At 62.0% G+C, this 15,773-nt stretch carries 18 protein-coding genes; 8 read left to right on the forward strand and 10 right to left on the reverse strand.

The annotated features are described in order from the left end of the window. The first annotated feature begins 5 nt into the window (after positions 1-5). The 3 genes from MUN79_RS03495 to MUN79_RS03505 are packed head-to-tail and all read left to right on the forward strand — an operon-like array spanning position 6 to position 1,908. Positions 6-1,163, forward strand: coding sequence for a sensor histidine kinase (locus tag MUN79_RS03495; RefSeq protein ID WP_244676406.1), 1,158 nt, complete (start codon positions 6-8; stop codon positions 1,161-1,163). Further along, positions 1,139-1,333 carry a hypothetical protein gene (locus MUN79_RS03500; RefSeq protein WP_244676407.1) on the forward strand — a complete coding sequence of 65 codons (195 nt, stop codon included), beginning with the start codon at positions 1,139-1,141 and terminating at the stop codon, positions 1,331-1,333. The genes MUN79_RS03495 and MUN79_RS03500 overlap by 25 nt, the downstream gene beginning before the upstream one ends. An 8-nt stretch (positions 1,334-1,341) precedes the next feature. After that, the gene (locus MUN79_RS03505) at positions 1,342-1,908 is read left to right on the forward strand and encodes a hypothetical protein (protein WP_244676408.1); all 567 of its coding nucleotides are present in this window, start codon (positions 1,342-1,344) and stop codon (positions 1,906-1,908) included. Between the two features lie 79 nt (positions 1,909-1,987). Here MUN79_RS03505 and MUN79_RS03510 read toward each other — a convergent pair whose 3' ends face one another. The 6 genes from MUN79_RS03510 to MUN79_RS03535 all read right to left on the reverse strand — a co-directional run bounded on the left by MUN79_RS03510 (position 1,988) and on the right by MUN79_RS03535 (position 6,561). After that, positions 1,988-2,731, reverse strand: a complete 744-nt coding sequence (locus MUN79_RS03510; protein ID WP_244676409.1) for an SDR family oxidoreductase — start codon at positions 2,729-2,731, stop codon at positions 1,988-1,990. 76 nt (positions 2,732-2,807) lie between these two features. Further along, entirely contained in the window at positions 2,808-3,701 is an 894-nt protein-coding gene (locus MUN79_RS03515) for a helix-turn-helix domain-containing protein (RefSeq protein ID WP_244676410.1), read from the reverse strand. Between the two features lie 165 nt (positions 3,702-3,866). Continuing rightward, positions 3,867-4,592, reverse strand: coding sequence for an aldo/keto reductase (locus tag MUN79_RS03520; protein ID WP_244676411.1), 726 nt, complete (start codon positions 4,590-4,592; stop codon positions 3,867-3,869). Positions 4,593-4,600: 8 nt separating this feature from the next. Continuing rightward, positions 4,601-4,738: a hypothetical protein gene (locus MUN79_RS03525; RefSeq protein WP_244676412.1), complete on the reverse strand. Its 138-nt coding sequence runs from the start codon at positions 4,736-4,738 to the stop codon at positions 4,601-4,603. 109 nt (positions 4,739-4,847) lie between these two features. Further along, a complete protein-coding gene (locus MUN79_RS03530; RefSeq protein WP_244676413.1) occupies positions 4,848-5,585 on the reverse strand; it encodes an SDR family oxidoreductase in 738 nt (245 codons plus the stop codon). A 127-nt stretch (positions 5,586-5,712) separates the two neighbouring features. Then, entirely contained in the window at positions 5,713-6,561 is an 849-nt protein-coding gene (locus MUN79_RS03535) for a helix-turn-helix domain-containing protein (RefSeq protein ID WP_244676414.1), read from the reverse strand. 280 nt (positions 6,562-6,841) lie between these two features. Here MUN79_RS03535 and MUN79_RS03540 point away from each other — a divergent pair, with 280 nt between their 5' ends. From MUN79_RS03540 to MUN79_RS03560, 5 genes are all read left to right on the forward strand, one after another. Further along, on the forward strand, positions 6,842-7,057 hold the full coding sequence (locus tag MUN79_RS03540) for a hypothetical protein (protein WP_244676415.1): 216 nt from the start codon (positions 6,842-6,844) through the stop codon (positions 7,055-7,057). Positions 7,058-7,076: 19 nt separating this feature from the next. Further along, positions 7,077-7,334: a hypothetical protein gene (locus MUN79_RS03545; protein WP_244676416.1), complete on the forward strand. Its 258-nt coding sequence runs from the start codon at positions 7,077-7,079 to the stop codon at positions 7,332-7,334. Positions 7,335-7,430: 96 nt separating this feature from the next. After that, positions 7,431-8,576, forward strand: coding sequence for an SDR family oxidoreductase (locus tag MUN79_RS03550; RefSeq protein ID WP_244676417.1), 1,146 nt, complete (start codon positions 7,431-7,433; stop codon positions 8,574-8,576). 436 nt (positions 8,577-9,012) lie between these two features. Beyond that, positions 9,013-10,710: a patatin-like phospholipase family protein gene (locus MUN79_RS03555; RefSeq protein WP_244676418.1), complete on the forward strand. Its 1,698-nt coding sequence runs from the start codon at positions 9,013-9,015 to the stop codon at positions 10,708-10,710. 53 nt (positions 10,711-10,763) lie between these two features. Further along, positions 10,764-11,348 (forward strand): hypothetical protein, encoded by a 585-nt coding sequence (locus MUN79_RS03560; RefSeq protein ID WP_244676419.1) that lies wholly within the window; start codon positions 10,764-10,766, stop codon positions 11,346-11,348. Positions 11,349-11,581: 233 nt separating this feature from the next. Here MUN79_RS03560 and MUN79_RS03565 read toward each other — a convergent pair whose 3' ends face one another. The 4 genes from MUN79_RS03565 to MUN79_RS03580 form a co-directional block, all read right to left on the reverse strand. Further along, positions 11,582-12,433 (reverse strand): MIP/aquaporin family protein, encoded by an 852-nt coding sequence (locus MUN79_RS03565; RefSeq protein WP_244676420.1) that lies wholly within the window; start codon positions 12,431-12,433, stop codon positions 11,582-11,584. Positions 12,434-12,533: 100 nt separating this feature from the next. Beyond that, positions 12,534-14,210 (reverse strand): type I pullulanase, encoded by a 1,677-nt coding sequence (pulA, locus tag MUN79_RS03570; protein WP_244676421.1) that lies wholly within the window; start codon positions 14,208-14,210, stop codon positions 12,534-12,536. After that, positions 14,168-14,542 (reverse strand): early set domain-containing protein, encoded by a 375-nt coding sequence (locus MUN79_RS03575; RefSeq protein WP_244676422.1) that lies wholly within the window; start codon positions 14,540-14,542, stop codon positions 14,168-14,170. Before MUN79_RS03575 ends, pulA begins: the two co-directional genes overlap by 43 nt. A 405-nt stretch (positions 14,543-14,947) precedes the next feature. Next, positions 14,948-15,727 (reverse strand): alpha/beta fold hydrolase, encoded by a 780-nt coding sequence (locus MUN79_RS03580; protein WP_244676423.1) that lies wholly within the window; start codon positions 15,725-15,727, stop codon positions 14,948-14,950. Positions 15,728-15,773 lie beyond the last annotated feature (46 nt).

A 15,773-nucleotide genomic window follows, 5' to 3' on the forward strand; every position in this document is an offset into this window, starting at 1 on the left:
TGCCTATGCTGCGCCGCCCGCTTTCTTTGCGCACCAGCCTGTTTCTGGCCCTGGCCCTGGTGGTGGTGCTCACTACCGGGCTGGCCGGCGGCTATCAGTACGTGCACCTTCGCCAGGTACTCAGCCGCGCCGACGATGCCCGCCTGCAGGCCCGCGCCACGCTGCTGCTGAACCGGACCGAAATTGGCAACGGCCGGCCCGTAGTACCCTTACCCGACCAGCTCGACGAGCGAATTTTGGTGTGCTACGTGGCCCCGGGCTACCCGCCGCTGGAAATATTCCGTTCGGCGGGCTGGCCGGGCACCACGGCGCCAGGCTGGCGGCGGGTACGGGTGCAGCGCACCGTAATTCTGCGCCCCGACGACCACCTAGAGCTGTGGCTGGCCCACCCCGATACGGCCCTGCGCACCGAGCTGGCCCAGGTGCGGCAGGGCCTGCTGCTCACGGCCCTGGGCAGTCTGCTGCTGGCCGTGGTGCTGGCCCTGGGGCTGGGCAAAGTAGCGTTGCGGCCGTTGCGGCGCATGGCTCAGGCGGCGCGGGAAGTAGCCACGGCCCGGGACGCCGCACCTCTGCCCGTACCCACTACCCACGACGAAATGCAGGAGCTGGCCGAAACTCTGAACGCCATGCTGCGGCGCCTAAGCGAAGGAGCCCAGCTGCAGGACAACTTTCTGGCCGCTGCCGCCCACGAGCTACGCACCCCGCTGGCTACCCTGCACACCGGCCTGGCCGTAACCCTGCTCGACCCCGCCCTGCCCGCCACCAACCAGCAGCAGCTGAGCGGGCAGCTCGAAGAAATCCGGCGCCTGAGCCGCTTGGTTGATGACTTCTTGCTGGTCAGCCGCCTCGGAGCCGAGGCCCTGCCCCTGCATTTGCTCCCCGTACCACTCGACGAGCTGGTGCTGGCCTCCACCGACCGGCTCCTGCCCCGCTTCCGGGCCGCGGGCCGCCCGCTGGAGCTGCTCTTCGACGAACAAGTAGCTTCCTATCAGATATTGGCCGATGCTGACAAGCTGACGACAGTGCTCCTGAACCTGCTGGAAAACGCCCTGCGCCATGCCCGCCGGGGGCGGCCGTGCAGGTCATTGTGGGCCAGGAGTATGCTTCCGGGGCTTTGTTTGCCGCCGTCCGCAACCCCTTGCTTCATTCCCTGGGCGACCTGAGCCGGCTGACCTCGGCCTACTACCAGGCCGACGTGCTCAGTGACGGAGCCGGCCTGGGCTTGTGGCTGAGCAGCCGCATTGCGGAACTGCACGGGGCTCGGCTGCTGCTGAGCGAGAAAAACAACGTTTTTGAGGCCCGGGTGCAGTTTGCTTCTCCCGGCACTACTTGATTACTCCTATGCTGGATTTAGGCTACCTAATAGTTACGCTACTGAAAGCCTCGATACAGGCGGCTGTTTATGCCACTGTACTTCTCGTCTTGGCTAGACTTTGGGCGCGCTATGCCCCAGATTCACGGGTGGCGAAATATAGCTCCAACCGTAAGCTGTTTTGGTGGAGCAGTGCCGCGGTTGCCTCTATGGTTCTCTTCTTCGTTGCAAATACCTCCTGGGGTGACCACGGCTCAGCGGATCATGCGCGAATTCCTTTGGGCCACGGTTTAGCAATGGAGGAAATAAACGGGAGTACAGCCTATTTTGAACCCGTTTCGATAAACGACCAGTCCGAACAAATTGCCGGGGTTGCCTCCTATCAGGTTGCCAACGACGTGTTATGTGCAAAAATGAACGACGGTTCGTGCTTTACCTACCATTTAAGCACCAAGCAATACCAGGCTTTCACCGACAGCACTAGGTATAACGCTGCTGCCAAAGAGTTGGGCTTGCCGCCGACAACCCAGTTTGCATCGTTCAGCAAGCACTACATCCGGTATTGGGAAGGATGGCGGCTCTGGTTCCTGGCGTAAAGGGTACTGCAAAACAGCAAGAGGCTGAAGCTACGGGAGCTTCAGCCTCTTGCTGTTTTGCCGCAGGGCAGGATGGCTTCTACCAGGGAATCTCGCCGGTAGCGGGGTTGTATTCCTCGCTGACAAACCGGCCGGTGGGGCCGTTGGGGCCTAGCAGGGCGTATTTCACGACCCGGGCCCCGGCTTCCTGCACGGTGCCGGTGCCGCGGTAGCCGTTGAAATCAGTGGCGACAAAGCCTGGGTCGACGGCATTTACTTTGAAGGGTGTGTCGCGTAGCTCGTAGGCCAGGTTGATGGTGTACATGTTCAGGGCCGACTTTGAGGAGTGGTACACGGCCGCTTTGTGGGCGTAATACTTATACCCATGCGCCGGGTCGCTGTGCAGGGTGAGGGAGCCCTGGGCCGAGCTGACGTTCACAATGCGGGGCTCAGCCGACTGCCGCAGCAGGTCGAGGAAGGTCTGGGTGACGGATATTACGCCGAAGAAATTGGTATCGAACACCCGCTGAAACTGACTGATGTCGGAGTCAAGGGCCGACTGGGGCATCCCGCCGTTGATGCCAGCATTGTTGATAAGCACGTCGAGCACCGGGGTCTTGCGGCCCACGGTTTCCCGGGCAGCTTTTACCGAGGCGGGGTCGGCCACGTCGAGCTGCACGGGCTCCACATTCGGCAGGCCTTCGGCGTGCAGTTGGGCCACGGCCTGCTGGCCATTTTCCAGGTTGCGGCTGCCCAAATACACATAGTAGTCGTGGTGTAATAAGAGCCGGGCGGCTTCCAGGCCGATGCTTTTGTTGGCGCCCGTAATCAGTGCTGTCTTCATGGGAAGGGGGTTGCTTTGTTGGAACAGCACAAAAGTATCGGGGCCCCGGGGTGCGGCTACGGCACATTCCGCGGCATCACGGGTACATTTCCCGGCTGCTGCTGCGGTACTCGGCCGGGGTCAGGCCGGTTTCGCGCTTAAAGAAGCGACTGAAGTAGGAAGCATCGGCAAAGCCCAGGTCGAAGGCAATTTCCTTGACCGACTGTTCGGAGTGAAACAGCAGGCGCCGGGCTTCGAGCACCAGGCGTTCCTGAATGTGGGCAATGGCGGGCTTGCCGCTCTGGGCCTTCACCAACTCGCTCAGGTGCCCGGCCGAAATGTGGAGCAGGGCCGCATAAGCGCCCACCTCGTGCCGCTCCCGAAAGCCTTCCTCAATCCGGGCTCGGAATTTCTGCACCAGCAGCTGGTCGGCCGAGGGCTCGGTGCTCGGAAACTGCTCGGTATACAGCCGACTCAGGTAGGTGAGCAGCACAGTCAGGTAGGCCGTGAGCATGGGCTGCTGCCACTGGCCGGGGCGGTGGTATTCAGCTTCGAGCCGGGCCAGGGTATCTTCCACAAAAGCTACATCGGCCGGCGTGAGCAGCAGTTCGTGCCCGTTGCGCGGGTTCTGGAGCAGCGGCAGCTGGGCCAGGGCCGCGTTTTGCTGCAAGGCCAGAAACTCGCGGGTGAAAGCCAGGCTGACGCCCCAGAGCGGCGCAAGCTTCTCCTTGACCTGCAGCTGGCCGGGGCCCGAGAAGTAGAATGTGTTTTCCTTGAGCACGTAGGGCGTCATATCCACCCAGTGCCGACTGCCGCCCCGCTGCACAAACACCAGATGGTAATAATCCTTGCGGTGGGGCAGCAGCATATTGGACCGAAAAGACGGCTGCTGGCCTTCCGGCCGCAGCAGCTGAAACAAGCCGCTGCCGGGCGTACCCTGCGGCGTCAGGGAATACACGGGCACTGGCTGGTCGAGAAGAAGCGTAGGCATACCCAAATTTATCGGTTTGTGGCTACAACCCCGGGGCCGCGGCCGGGCAGGCTTTTACGCAGCAGCGGCCAGCGGCTGGTTTGCCGCTGGCCGCTGGGTAGGGCTTCGCTTAATTCCGGCAAGGCAACGCGTGGCGGTAGCGCTACTGCTCAGCTTGCCACTACTTTATCCCAAATACGCCATGTCCTCGGCGCTGAGCTGGATATCGGCGGCGGCCAGGTTTTCGCGCAGGTGCACCAGCGACGAAGTGCCCGGAATCGGGAGCAGCAGCGGCGACTTGTGCAAGAGCCAGGCAATGTTCAGCTGGGCCTCCATTACGCCGCGCTGCCGGGCCAGCTCAGCTAGCTTGTTGCCGCCGTTGGGCAGGCCGTGGACCAGGGAGAAGAACGGCACGAAGGGAATGCCGTGCTGCTCGCACAAAGGCAGCACCTCGCCGCCCCGGGTTTCGCCGTGCCCGTCGTTCAGGGTGGTGCGCTGGGCATAGCCGTACATGTTTTCCACGCTGGCCACGTCGCCCATCTGCAAGGCGGCGGTCAGCTCTTCGGGGTTCACGTTGCTGATGCCCACGTGCAGGATTTTGCCCTCGCGCTGCATTTCGTACATGGCCCCCATCGACTCGGCAAAGGGCACGTCGGCGCCCGGCATCACCCGGAAGTGCACCAGCTGAATCTGCTCCTGCCGCAGGGTGCGCAGGTTGTTTTCGATGCTGGTGCGTAGGTTTTCGGGCGTGTTGAAGGGTATCCAGCTTTTATCGGGCCGGCGGGCGCCGCCCACTTTGGTGCAGATTACCAGGTCGTCGGCGTACGGACACAGGGCCTCGGCAATGAGGCGGTTGGTGACGTCCTCGCCGTAGTAGTCGGCCGTGTCGATGAAGTTGACGCCACTGGCCACGGCGGTTTTCAGGATTTCCAGGGCCTGGGGCCGGTCGGCGGGCTCACCCCAGATGCCGGGCCGGTGAGGCGCATGGTGCCGTAGCCCAGGCGGTTGACGGTAAGCGGCCGGGCCGAGTTAGGCGCAATAATGAGGGAAGAATGCATGGTGTTGGTTAGAGTGATGAGTACCTAGACGTTTACGGGGCGGATATACTTTCCTGGATCAACAGCCCGGGCCGGCTATAGCCGAATAAGGCTTGAGCGAAGCCAGCACTTACCAGGGGCTGATGCCCGTATTGGGCGCGTTGTCGTCGCTGAAAAACTGGCCGGTGGGGCCATTCTGCGCTAGCAGGGCGGCTTTTACCACGCGGGCCGCCGCATCGGGCACCGTACCGGGGCCGCTGTGGTGGTTGAAATCGGTGGCGGTGTAGCCCGGGTCCACGGCGTTGACTTTGAAGGCCGTCTCGCGCAGCTCGTAGGCCAGCGTAATGGTGTACATGTTCAGGGCGGCCTTAGACGAGTTGTAGGCGGCCACCTTCACGGGGTAATACTTCCAGGTCGGGTCGGTGTGCAGGGTCAGGGAACCCAGGCCCGAGGTTACGTTGACAATCCGCGGCTCGGCCGACTGCCGCAGCAGATCCAGGAAAGCCTGCGTCACTTGCACCACGCCAAATACGTTGGTGTCGTAGACCTCTTTGAAAACGGCCACCTCGGTAGTCGCGGCGGGCTGGGGCAGGGCCCCGCTGAGGCCGGCGTTGTTGATGAGCACGTCGAGTACCGCCGTTTTCTGGCCCACGGCCTCCCGGGCAGCACTTACCGAGGCACCATCGGTTACTTCCAACTGAACAGGCTCCACATTTGGCAGGCCTTCGGCGTGCAACTGGGCCACGGCTTGCTCACCTTTCTGCGGGTCACGGCTGCCCAGAAACACGTAGTAGCCCTGTTGCAGGAGCTGGCGGGCGGTTTCGAAGCCAATGCTTTTGTTGGCGCCGGTGATAAGAGCGTATTTCATACAGAAGGGGTTGCTGATGCGGTGAATGAACAGCACAAAAGTCCCCCGGAGCCCGCCGGGCTCCTAACCGGATTCAAACGGATGTGTACGAAATTCAAACACCTCTACCCCAGCGTGGGTGAGGCAGCTACCCCGCCCAGCAACGTGCGCAAGGCCGTGGGGTAGTACCCGTCTGCTTTTTAAAGAAGTTGTTGAAATGAGTGGGGTAGGCAAAGCCCAGCCCGTAAGCAATTTCGGCGGTGCTCCAACTCGTGTGTTGCAGCAGAGCCTTGGCCTCGGTCATCATCCGCTCGGCAATGTGCTCGGAGGTGGTCTTACCGGTCAGGTCGCGCACGGCCCGGTTCAGGTGGTTGACGTGCACCGAGAGCTGACGGGCAAAGTCGCCGGGGGTGCGCAGCTGCAGCCCATGAGCGGGCGAGTCGATGGGAAACTGCCGCTCCAGCAGCCCCTGAAACAGCGTCACAATGCGGGTAGCGGCGTTGGGGTGCTGGTAGTAGGTGGCCTGAGGCTGGAGCTTCAGCGCCTCGTGAATGATGAGGTTCAGGTAGTTGCGCACCACTTCCTGCTGGTAGAGGTAGCCTGAGCTAAGTTCCTGCAACATCTTGGCAAACAGGTAGCTTAAGTCGGCGTACTGGGTTTCGTTAACCAAATACACCGGGTCGGAGCCCAGCCGGAACAGCGGCGACTCCTGCAGGCTGGCTGCTCGGTCGTTGATGATGAGAAACTCCTCGGTAAACATGCACAGGTAGCCGCCCTGCTCAGCCGAAACCGGTTCCCAGGAGTAAGGAATCAGCGGATTGGAAAACACCAGCGCGGGCCGGTCGATGAGCACGCCGCGGGTGGCGTAGTTGTAGCGGCTCGTGCCGGTGAGCAGGGAAATCTTGTAGTAGTCGCGCCGGCCGAAGGTGAGTTTGCGGGTGCTGAACTGCTGCCGCTCATACACATTGATGCGGCCCGAGGCCACGATGGGCGGCAAAGCCCCTATGGGTTGGGCAACGCTGGGATCAGACGGAGGAAGCTCTAGGAAAGATGCGGGTACGGCCATGGCCCAAAGTAAGCAATTCAAATCGGCAACGGATGTACCGACTGCCTGGGTTCTGGGTCCGGCGCTTCGCGGGCAAGTCGTGAGGCTACTGTTCACTTCCTGCGTAGTTGTCCCCTTCGAATGCGTGTTTTCAGCGCGTAAACCGGTATAAATCCGCGCCTTAACTCCCGTAAAGACTAGCTACTTCTCCCCTAACGCAGCCTTTATGAAAATGACGACTGGCAAGACCCTACTCTATGGCCTGGCCGCCGGCGCGGCTGGTGTAGCAGCCATGACCCTGGCCGAAAAGCTGGAGCAGGTCTTCACAAAGCGCCCCGACTCCTACGTGCCCGCCCATACCCTGGAGCGCCTGCTGGGCCTGCCCCACAAGCCCGACGAGGAGCGCCTGGCCCTGAACTGGACCATGCACTGGGGCAGGGCATTCTAATGGGGCGGCCCGGGCCCTGATGGCCCAGCGCGGCGTGCGGGGACCCGTAGGCTCGTTTCTGTTTCTGAACCTGCGCCTACTCAACGACCAGACCCTGGAAAACGCCACCGGCGTGGGCGCTCTGCCCTGGACCTGGCCCCGCGACGAGCAGGCTATTGACTTGGTCCACAAGGCCATCTACGCTTTTACCACCGGCGCCCTCACCGACCGGCTTATTCCCGGGCCCGACCAAACGCCCGTGCCGCGCAAGGGCTGGACGGTGGGTGAAAAGGCCTAGGTTTTTCACCCTCAACGTTCTAAACCAACCCGAATAACGCCGGAATTCCTTGCCGGCCAGTCAACACCCGATACTTCCTTTTTCGTGTATACAGCCATGAATTCAGTAAACAAAAGAGTAGTCGTTATTACCGGAGCCTCCAGCGGCATAGGCCGGGCCACGGCCCTGATGCTGGCCAAGCGCGGCGACACGGTAGTGCTGGCCGCCCGCGACGCCGAGGCCCTGCAGGAGCTGGCCGAAGAGTGCGAGCAGGTAGGCGGCCACGCCCTGGCCGTCGACATCGACGTGGCCGTGGAGCAGCAGGTCAACCAGCTGGCCCGCCAGGCCCTGTACGCATTCGACCGGATTGACGTGTGGATCAACAACGCCGCGGTGAATACGCTGGGCCGCTTCGAGGACATTCCCACCGCCGACATTCACCGCCTGCTGGAAGTAAACCTGATGGGCACCATTCACGGCACGCGGGCCGTGCTGCCCCACTTCAAGGCCCGCGGGGAAGGCATCCTGATTAATGTGGCTTCCATGGTGGCTCTTACCGGGCAGCCTTTCGCCGTGCCCTACTCCATCAGCAAGTTCGGGATTCGGGGGCTGAGCTTGAGCTTGGCTCAGGAGCTGGCCAACCAGCCCGATATCCACGTCTGCACGGTGCTGCCCGCCGTTATCGACACGCCCATCTTCAACCATGCGGCCAACTACATGGGGCGGGCCGCCCAGGCTCCCAAGCCCGTGGTGCGGGCCGAGGAAGTAGCCAAAGCCATTACCAAGCTTACCCGCCACCCCAAGAAAGAGGTAATTGTGGGCAACATGGCCCGCATGAACCGCGCCTGGCGCGCCCTGGCCCCGGACATGTTCGACAAGCAGTTTCACAAGATGATTGACAGTCAGCACTTCCAGGATGAGCCCCAGGCGCCCACCTCGGGCAACCTCTACGTGCCGGACCGGGAGCTAACGACCATCAGCGGGGGCTGGAAAGATAAGCCGGGCCAGGAAGGCAAGTCGTCGGGCCTGAAGCGCGCGGCCCAGGTAACGGCCGGGGCCGCCGCCATTAGCGCGACATATCTGCTGGCTACCGCCTTTCTGAACCGCAAAAAAGAGCCCCAGAAGCTGCTGCCCGCCGCCACGGCAGCCACGAACGAACCGGTAGCCCAAACCGTGGCCACCGTGCAGCAGGCCGTGCCCGCCGATGTCGTTTCCGACGCCTTGGCTACCGCAGTATCCGGCAACCATCCGGCGGCCGAGTAAGCTGGGCCGGCAGAAGCTCGAAACCTGCCTGCTTAAAAGAAGGGCATCAAGCTAAGGAATACATCCGGCGTGCCCCCTTTTCATTTCGGGTCATAACAGCCCGCTTGAACTCCTGCCACTGTGGGGGTTCGGGTGGGCTGTTCTGCGTATAGAGCAGCAGCGGCTGTATATTCTCTGGAGCCCCCGCGGCCGGAATTATCCAGCCTAAACTGCTGTTGCGTGCTATTGGTCTGCTCCCGGCTTTCCCCGCCGCATTCAGCCTTGGCAGGAACCCAATTTTTACGCTGGCTTTACTGCCCAACCAAGGCGTACCCTGTTCAGCTTGGCACTGTTCCCAGGGAATATACCTGCCTGGCTATATCTGAGGCAACTCGGCTTATCTGAATGCGTAGGGAAAGCCGCACCCGAGCCCGGGGCCGTTTACATTCCCAAACCTATGCGCAACCTATACTGCTGGCTCCTGCTTTTGCTGGTTTCGGCCCTTTCTATATCTCCCGTTTCGGCCCAGAAAGTGGGCCTGGTGCTCAGCGGCGGCGGCGCCAAGGGCCTGGCCCACGTGGGCGTACTCAAGCAGCTGGAGAAAAACCGGGTGCCCATCGACTACATCGTGGGCACCAGCATGGGCGCCATCGTGGGCGCCCTCTACGCGGCGGGCTACTCGCCCAAGGAAATCGAGGAAATCGTGCTCAAGCCCGAGTTTCAGAACTGGGTGTCGGGCACGCCGCTCGAAGGCAAGGTCTACAACTACTACGACGTGGACCCCACCCCCGCCGCCCTGCACCTGCGTCTGGCCGTGGATTCGACCCTGAAAACCCGAGTGACGCCCAAGCTCGTCGACGACGTGACGCTTAACTACGTGCTGGCCACCATGCTGGCTCCGGCCGGCGCCATTTCCAACTACGACTTCAACAACCTACTGGTCCCCTACCGGGCCGTGGCTTCCGAAGTCTTTACCCGGGAGAAAGTGGTGCAGCGCAGCGGTTCCCTGTCGGATGCGGTACGCAACTCTATGGCGTTTCCGCTGGCTTTCCGCCCCATCCGCCAGGCCGACGGCCGCTACCTCTTCGACGGGGCTGTGGTGGACAACTTCCCCACCGGCGTAATGCGCGACGAGTTTAAGCCCGATATCATCATCGGGGTGAACGTAGGCGACGTGGCCTTCAACAAGTACCCCAAGGAGAAAGACGACCAGCTGCTGACCAGCACCCTGATTTTCCTGGGCTCCAACGTGGCCGATACGACTTCGGTGGGCAAAAACGGTATTTTCATTCAGCCCGACCTGGACGGCATCACGGCCGCCGACTTCAACAAGGTGCGGCAGCTGGTGCAGCTTGGCGAGCAGGCCGCCGACAAGAAGATGGAGCTCATGCTCAAGCGGGTGCAGCGGCGCGAAGATACCCTGGCGCTGCAGCAGCGCCGCCGGGCTTTCCAGGACAAGGCGCCCCGCCCCGACTTCAAGCAGATAACCGTGCAGGGCCTGCCCCGGCAGCAGCAGGATTTCGTACGGCGCTTCTTCGTGCGCAACGGCACCAGCTACTCTCCCGGCGACATCGAGGAAGGTTACTACCGCCTGGTCAACAACGACTTCTTCAACAACGTGTATCCCCGCATCCGCTACGACCAGAAGCAGGAAGGCTACGTGCTCGGCATTGATGCGCGCCAGAACAGCAACCTCACCGCCGACCTGGGCGTGATGCTCTCGACCCGCTCGATGAACAACTTCTACATCGGCGGGGCCTACCGCTACCTGAACCGCTACCTCTACACCGTGCGGGCCGATGCCACCATCGGGCGCTTCTACAACGGGGCCCGGGGCTCGTTCCGCATCAGTATTCCGGGCCGGATTCCGCTGTATTTCGAGCCCACGGTAACCTTCAACAACTTCAACTACCAGGATACCGGCGGCCTGCTGGGCTCCACGGCCCAGAACACCCAGCTCAGCCAGCGCGACTTCAAAACCGAGCTGCAGATTGGCTTCAGCCCCAACTACCGCAGCCGCTATACCCTGAGCGGGGCCTGTTCACGAACCGTGACCAGTACGCCAATACCGACGAAATTAGCTCCAACGCCAGCCTCGACCTGGACCGCCTGCAGGGCCTTACCGCCGCCGGCCGCTTCGAGCGCAACTCCCTGAACCGCCGGCAGTACGCCGTCAGTGGCCGCCGCGCCGACTTCAGCGTGCGGGCCGTGTCGGCGCAGGAGAAGTACACGCCCGGCACCACCGCCGGCGACCTGACCGAGCGCAGCCGTACTCATAATTTCCTGAAGGGCAGCCTGTTTATCGAGCAGTACTTCACTTTCAACAAAGTCGATTCGGTGGGGCGCAAGGTGAATGCCTGGGGCTATATCTTTGATGCTGTGGCTACTACCCAGGGCCCGTTTGCTACCTATCGGGCTTCGCTCACCTCAGCCCCGGTTTTCCTGCCCCTGCCCGATTCCCGCACCTTGTTCCTGGACCGTTACCGGGGCACGGCCTACGCGGCCGTGGGCCTGCGCTACACCCGCGCCGTGCTAGGCCCGGTGGAGTGGCGTACCGAAATCTACGGGCACGTGCTGGTGCGGCAGTGGGAGCGGCAGGAAGGCAACACCCTGCTGGCTGAGCGCGGCAATACCGTTAGCCGGCCCTACCTCACGGCCATGACCGGCTTCGTGTATCAAACCCCCGTGGGCCCGGCCTCCCTGCAATTCATTCACTACGACGACGCCGACAACAAATTCGGCGTGTTTGCCCACATCGGCTACGTCCTCTTCCGCGACCGGTCGTTAGATTAGGTGGTGAAATAGTGAGATGGTGAGTAGTGAGTTAAAATCTCGTGTCATGGCGAGCGAAGCGCGGCCATCCGTCCTCTGCGCAGTACGACCTGCTCTTTTACCAGAAAGCCCTTTTCCGTTGCTTACGAGAAAGGGCTTTTCACTTTAAGAGGCGCAGCACATTTCAGAGGACGGATTGCTTCGTTCCTCGCCATGACACGAGTTTTTAACTCACTACTCACCATTTCACCTCTTCACCATTTCACTACTTCGCCACCTCCTGCGGGTACACTGGTGGCTCGGTAGCGTGGGGGGTGGTGGCGTGGGGCTGTCGGGGCGGCCTCGCAGCCGGCCAGGATGGCGCAGGCAAGATTCTGGCCTTTGTAAACCTTGTTGAAAAAGACGGTAGCCAGCAGCATGGCCGCTATGGGAGCCACCCAGTAGAGCCACAGACCGGTGTAGCTCTGGGCGGCCACGGCGCTGCCCAGGGTGCGGGCCGGGTTGAGGCTCATACTCGACAGCGGGCTTTCGAAGGTGATATACAGCAGTAGCAGTGCGCCAATCAGCCAGCCGGTCGACTTTTTTAGCCGCTCGTGGTGCAGGGCCAGCAGCATGACCACCATCAGGATAAAGGAAATGACGAACTCCGCGCCGAAAGCCACTAGCTGCCCGTGCTTCTTGGGCTCGGTTACCAGATAATCGACGGCCGGGTGCGCGAAGGTGGCGCCCAGCGTCAGCTTGAGCAGCTGCCCCATCAGCAGGCCGCCGGCCAGCTGGGCCAGCATGTACCACAAAGCGTCGGCCCGCCGGATTTTGCCCAGCTGCCAGAAGGCAATGGTCACGGCCGGGTTGATGTGGGCTCCCGACTTCTTGCCCCACGGATTATACACCAGCACCACGATAACCAGGCCCATACCCAGCCCAATACCGGCCCGGCGCAGCAAATCCTGGTCGGCCAGGGCCTGATACACCGGGGAAGCCGGGTGCTCAAACAGGATGGTAAGCAGCGTGCCGCAAAGCATAAAAAAGCCGATGCCCGCCGCCTCGGCCGCGTAGTACGGCCAGTGCCGGCTCCAGGCGCGGCGCATTTCAAAGAAAAAGGTCATTCCTGGTTGAAGTAAAGCAAAGCCGAGCCATCGGTAGACAGCTCGGCTTTACTAACTGGCCCGGCCTCACTTCGGTTACGAACAATGAGCCAGCACCAAGCTAAGGCTGCACCAGAATCAGGGCCGAGGAAGCGGGCAGACTCAGGGGCTGGTCGGCTTCCACCGTCAGCTTGCCCAGCCCTTTCTGGTTGATTTCCTGCCCCCGCAGCACGATGGTATACGCCCCGGCAGGTAGCGGCACCGCAGCGGCCGTCTTGTTACCGTTGAACAGCACCGTGATGCGGCCCCACTCGTCGCCGCCGGCGTGACTTTGCAGCTGGTAGCCCAGAGTGTTGGCGGGCATGGCAGGCAAAAAAGCCAGGTGATTCTGGACCAGCTCCCGGGTAGGCAGGCGGAAGGCCGGGTGGGTGCGGCGCAGGCCAATGAGCTTGCGGTAAAACTCGTACACGCCCGGGTACTGCGCCTTGCGAGTCCAGTCGAGCTGGTTCACGTTGTCGGGCTGGTTGTAGGAGTTGTGGGAGCCGCCCTTGGTGCGCAGAAATTCGTCGCCGACGGGCAGAAACGGAATGCCCTGGCTGGTAAACACGATGGTGTTGCTGAGCACGTCCATTTTGATCAGCTCTTCTTCCGAGGCGCCGGGGTTGGCTACCGTGAGCTTGTCCCAGAGCACCCGGTCGTCGTGGCAGGCCACGTAGTTGATGGCCTGGCTGGGCTCGTTGGCCCAGGGCGCCTTGGAGTAGTTCACCTTGCTGTAGTCGAGCTGAGGGTGCTGGGTGGCGGCCACGATGCCAAACTTCACGCTTTCCTCCAGGCCCAGCTGCCCGCTGGCAAACCCAGCCTCGTTCTGGCGGGCATAGTGGCCCTTCACCGCATCGCGTAGCTCGTCGCCGAAGGCCGCAATCCGGTCCAGCTTGGGCACGTTGGCTTTCACGGCCCGCTCGGTTTCGGGCAGCGGGCTGGCGCCGGCCGTCCAGCCTTCCCCGTAGATAAAGATGCTGTGGTCAATTTCGTCCAGTGCCACCCGCACGGCCCGCATCGTGCGCAAGTCGAGCACGCCCATGAGGTCGAAGCGGAAGCCGTCGACGTGGTATTCCCGGGCCCAGTACGCCACCGACTCCACGATGAGCTTGCGCACCATGGGCCGCTCGGAGGCCACCTCGTTGCCGCAGGCAGTGGCGTCGGAGTAGGAGCCGTCGGGCTTCTGGCGGTAGTAGTAGCCGGGCACGAGCTGGTCGAAGGAGCTGCGGGCAGCGTTGGCAGTGTGGTTGTAGACCACGTCGAGCACGAGGCGCAGGTCGTGGCGGTGCAGGGTTTGGACCAGCTGCTTGAACTCCCGGATGCGGGCGGCGGGGTCGGCCGGGTTGGTGGCGTAGGAGCCCTCGGGCACGGAGTAGTGCAGCGGGTCGTAGCCCCAGTTGTAGTGGTTTTCCTCCAGCTTGCTTTCATCCACCGAGGCAAAATCGTTGGTGGGCAGCAGGTGCAGGTGCGTAATGCCCAGGTCCTGCAAGTGCTGCAGCCCGGTGCTCACGCCCTGCGGACCGGCGGTGCCGGTTTCGGTCAAACCCAGAAACTTGCCCTTGTGCTCGATGCCCGACTGTGGGTGCATAGACAAATCCCGCACGTGGGCCTCACCGATGACGATGTCGGTTGTCTGCTTGAGCTCAGGGCGCCGGTCGTCGGGCCAGGCCGGTGGGCTCACGGTGGCCGGGTCGAGCAGGGCGCCGCGCAGACCGTTCAGTCCCACGGCGTGCACGTAGGGGTCGGGCACTTCGGCCATGAGCTGGCCCCGATGGTGGCCTGCACCACGTAGAAGCGGCCCGGCGGCTGGGCCGGCAGCTGGTACACCCAGGTTCCGCCCGTCGACTTTTCCATGGCGTACGAAGCCACCGCCTCACCGCCCGTGCCTTCCGCGTAGAGCTTGAGCAGCAGGGCCTCGGCCGTGGGAGCCCACACCCGTAGCCGGGCCTGCCCCCGCACAAAGGTCAGGCCCAGGTCGGAGCCGGGGTAAGTCGGGTAGGCGGCAAAGTCGGGGATTTTGGAGCTGGTTTTATTGGACAAGGCGCAGGCAGTGGCCACAAAGAGCAGGCTTAGAAACAGCAGAAACTTCATAGAAACAAAGTTGCTCAAAAGCGGGCAGGAATTCCCTGCTCCCAGCCACCCGCCGTTCCTCCAGCAGGCTCAGCCGGATAAACTCAACTGATAATTTCTTTGGAAGAAGCTGGAGAAGCGAAGCATATTTACGCCAGCGAATAGTCAAAGCTGCTTTCTTAGCGCTACCAATACGTTGCAATCAACTGATTGCCAGACATGTTATTAGGTAAACAGATTACATCATTACCTTATCTAGTTTACCAAAGCTTACGCACGCATTGGTAAACACAGTGTCGTGTAATCAACCATCTGATTACCTTCCCTAGATTGAAGCTTGGTAAACTCTTGGTTATTATTTAAAAGTCTGTTTACCTGATAAAACAGCCTCCAATTCTCTGCCGCAACGGCTATAGAAAAGAGCGTTTAGTGCGCTAACCCGTGCTTGGCCACAAACTCCCGCAGCAGGCGGGCCACATCCTGCGGGGCCTCCAGGGGCGGCAGGTGACCCACGCCACCCAGGATTTCCAGGGGCGTATTATCGGGCAGGTAGGGCAGCGTTTCCAGCCCGTGTACCGAGGGCGACATAATCGGGTCGGCGCTGCCAGTGATGATAAGGCAGGGCACCTGAACCAGGCAGAGGCGGGCGGCAATATTCTCCCGGCTGCCGTAGCGCAGCCACGCGTCCCAGGCCGGGTGGGAAGTCCGCAGGTTGTCTTCGATAATGGCAGCTTGTACCTGCTCGTCCACCGGGCGCACCACTATCCGGGCAAACGTGGCCGCGGCGGCGGCGGGCCGGCCAAATTCTTTAAGCGAAGCGGCCCGGTACTCATCGGTCATGGGCTCGATGGTGGGCGGCGAAGGAGCCAGCAGCACCAGGCCGCGTAAGCCGGGCGGCTGCTCCGAAGCCACAAACATGGCCATTTTGGCCCCCATGGAATGCCCGACCAGCACAAAGTTGGTAAGTCCGCGCCGCTCGATGAGGGCCAGCACATCGGCCGCGTAGTCTTCCACGGCGTAGCCCAGCGTCGGGGCGGGAGCCTGCCCGAAGCCGCGCAAGTCGGGGGCCAGGCAGTGAAAATCCGGGCTTAGCTCATCGAGCACAAGCTGCCACTCCCGGCCGCTGCCAGCCCAGTAATGCAGAAAAACAAAGGTCAATGAGCCGGTGCCGGCTTCCAGAGTGGGTAAGTCGATAGGTTGGGGCATGAAGCAGAACAGTTACTTTCCCTGACGTACGCAAAGCCCCGCTGTG

It is taken from the genome of Hymenobacter cellulosilyticus (genome assembly GCF_022919215.1).
Classification (GTDB): domain Bacteria; phylum Bacteroidota; class Bacteroidia; order Cytophagales; family Hymenobacteraceae; genus Hymenobacter; species Hymenobacter cellulosilyticus.

Coding starts and splice junctions, on each gene's coding strand:
- MUN79_RS03550 (WP_244676417.1), top strand. CDS start 7,431: ATGAATTCAGTAAACAAAAGAGTAGTCGTTATTACCGGAGCCTCCAGC.
- MUN79_RS03515 (WP_244676410.1), bottom strand. CDS start 3,701: ATGCCTACGCTTCTTCTCGACCAGCCAGTGCCCGTGTATTCCCTGACG.
- MUN79_RS03540 (WP_244676415.1), top strand. CDS start 6,842: ATGACGACTGGCAAGACCCTACTCTATGGCCTGGCCGCCGGCGCGGCT.
- MUN79_RS03530 (WP_244676413.1), bottom strand. CDS start 5,585: ATGAAATACGCTCTTATCACCGGCGCCAACAAAAGCATTGGCTTCGAA.
- MUN79_RS03510 (WP_244676409.1), bottom strand. CDS start 2,731: ATGAAGACAGCACTGATTACGGGCGCCAACAAAAGCATCGGCCTGGAA.
- pulA (WP_244676421.1), bottom strand. CDS start 14,210: ATGGCCGAAGTGCCCGACCCCTACGTGCACGCCGTGGGACTGAACGGT.
- MUN79_RS03525 (WP_244676412.1), bottom strand. CDS start 4,738: ATGCATTCTTCCCTCATTATTGCGCCTAACTCGGCCCGGCCGCTTACC.
- MUN79_RS03575 (WP_244676422.1), bottom strand. CDS start 14,542: ATGAAGTTTCTGCTGTTTCTAAGCCTGCTCTTTGTGGCCACTGCCTGC.
- MUN79_RS03495 (WP_244676406.1), top strand. CDS start 6: ATGCTGCGCCGCCCGCTTTCTTTGCGCACCAGCCTGTTTCTGGCCCTG.
- MUN79_RS03545 (WP_244676416.1), top strand. CDS start 7,077: ATGGCCCAGCGCGGCGTGCGGGGACCCGTAGGCTCGTTTCTGTTTCTG.
- MUN79_RS03580 (WP_244676423.1), bottom strand. CDS start 15,727: ATGCCCCAACCTATCGACTTACCCACTCTGGAAGCCGGCACCGGCTCA.
- MUN79_RS03565 (WP_244676420.1), bottom strand. CDS start 12,433: ATGACCTTTTTCTTTGAAATGCGCCGCGCCTGGAGCCGGCACTGGCCG.
- MUN79_RS03555 (WP_244676418.1), top strand. CDS start 9,013: ATGCGCAACCTATACTGCTGGCTCCTGCTTTTGCTGGTTTCGGCCCTT.
- MUN79_RS03505 (WP_244676408.1), top strand. CDS start 1,342: ATGCTGGATTTAGGCTACCTAATAGTTACGCTACTGAAAGCCTCGATA.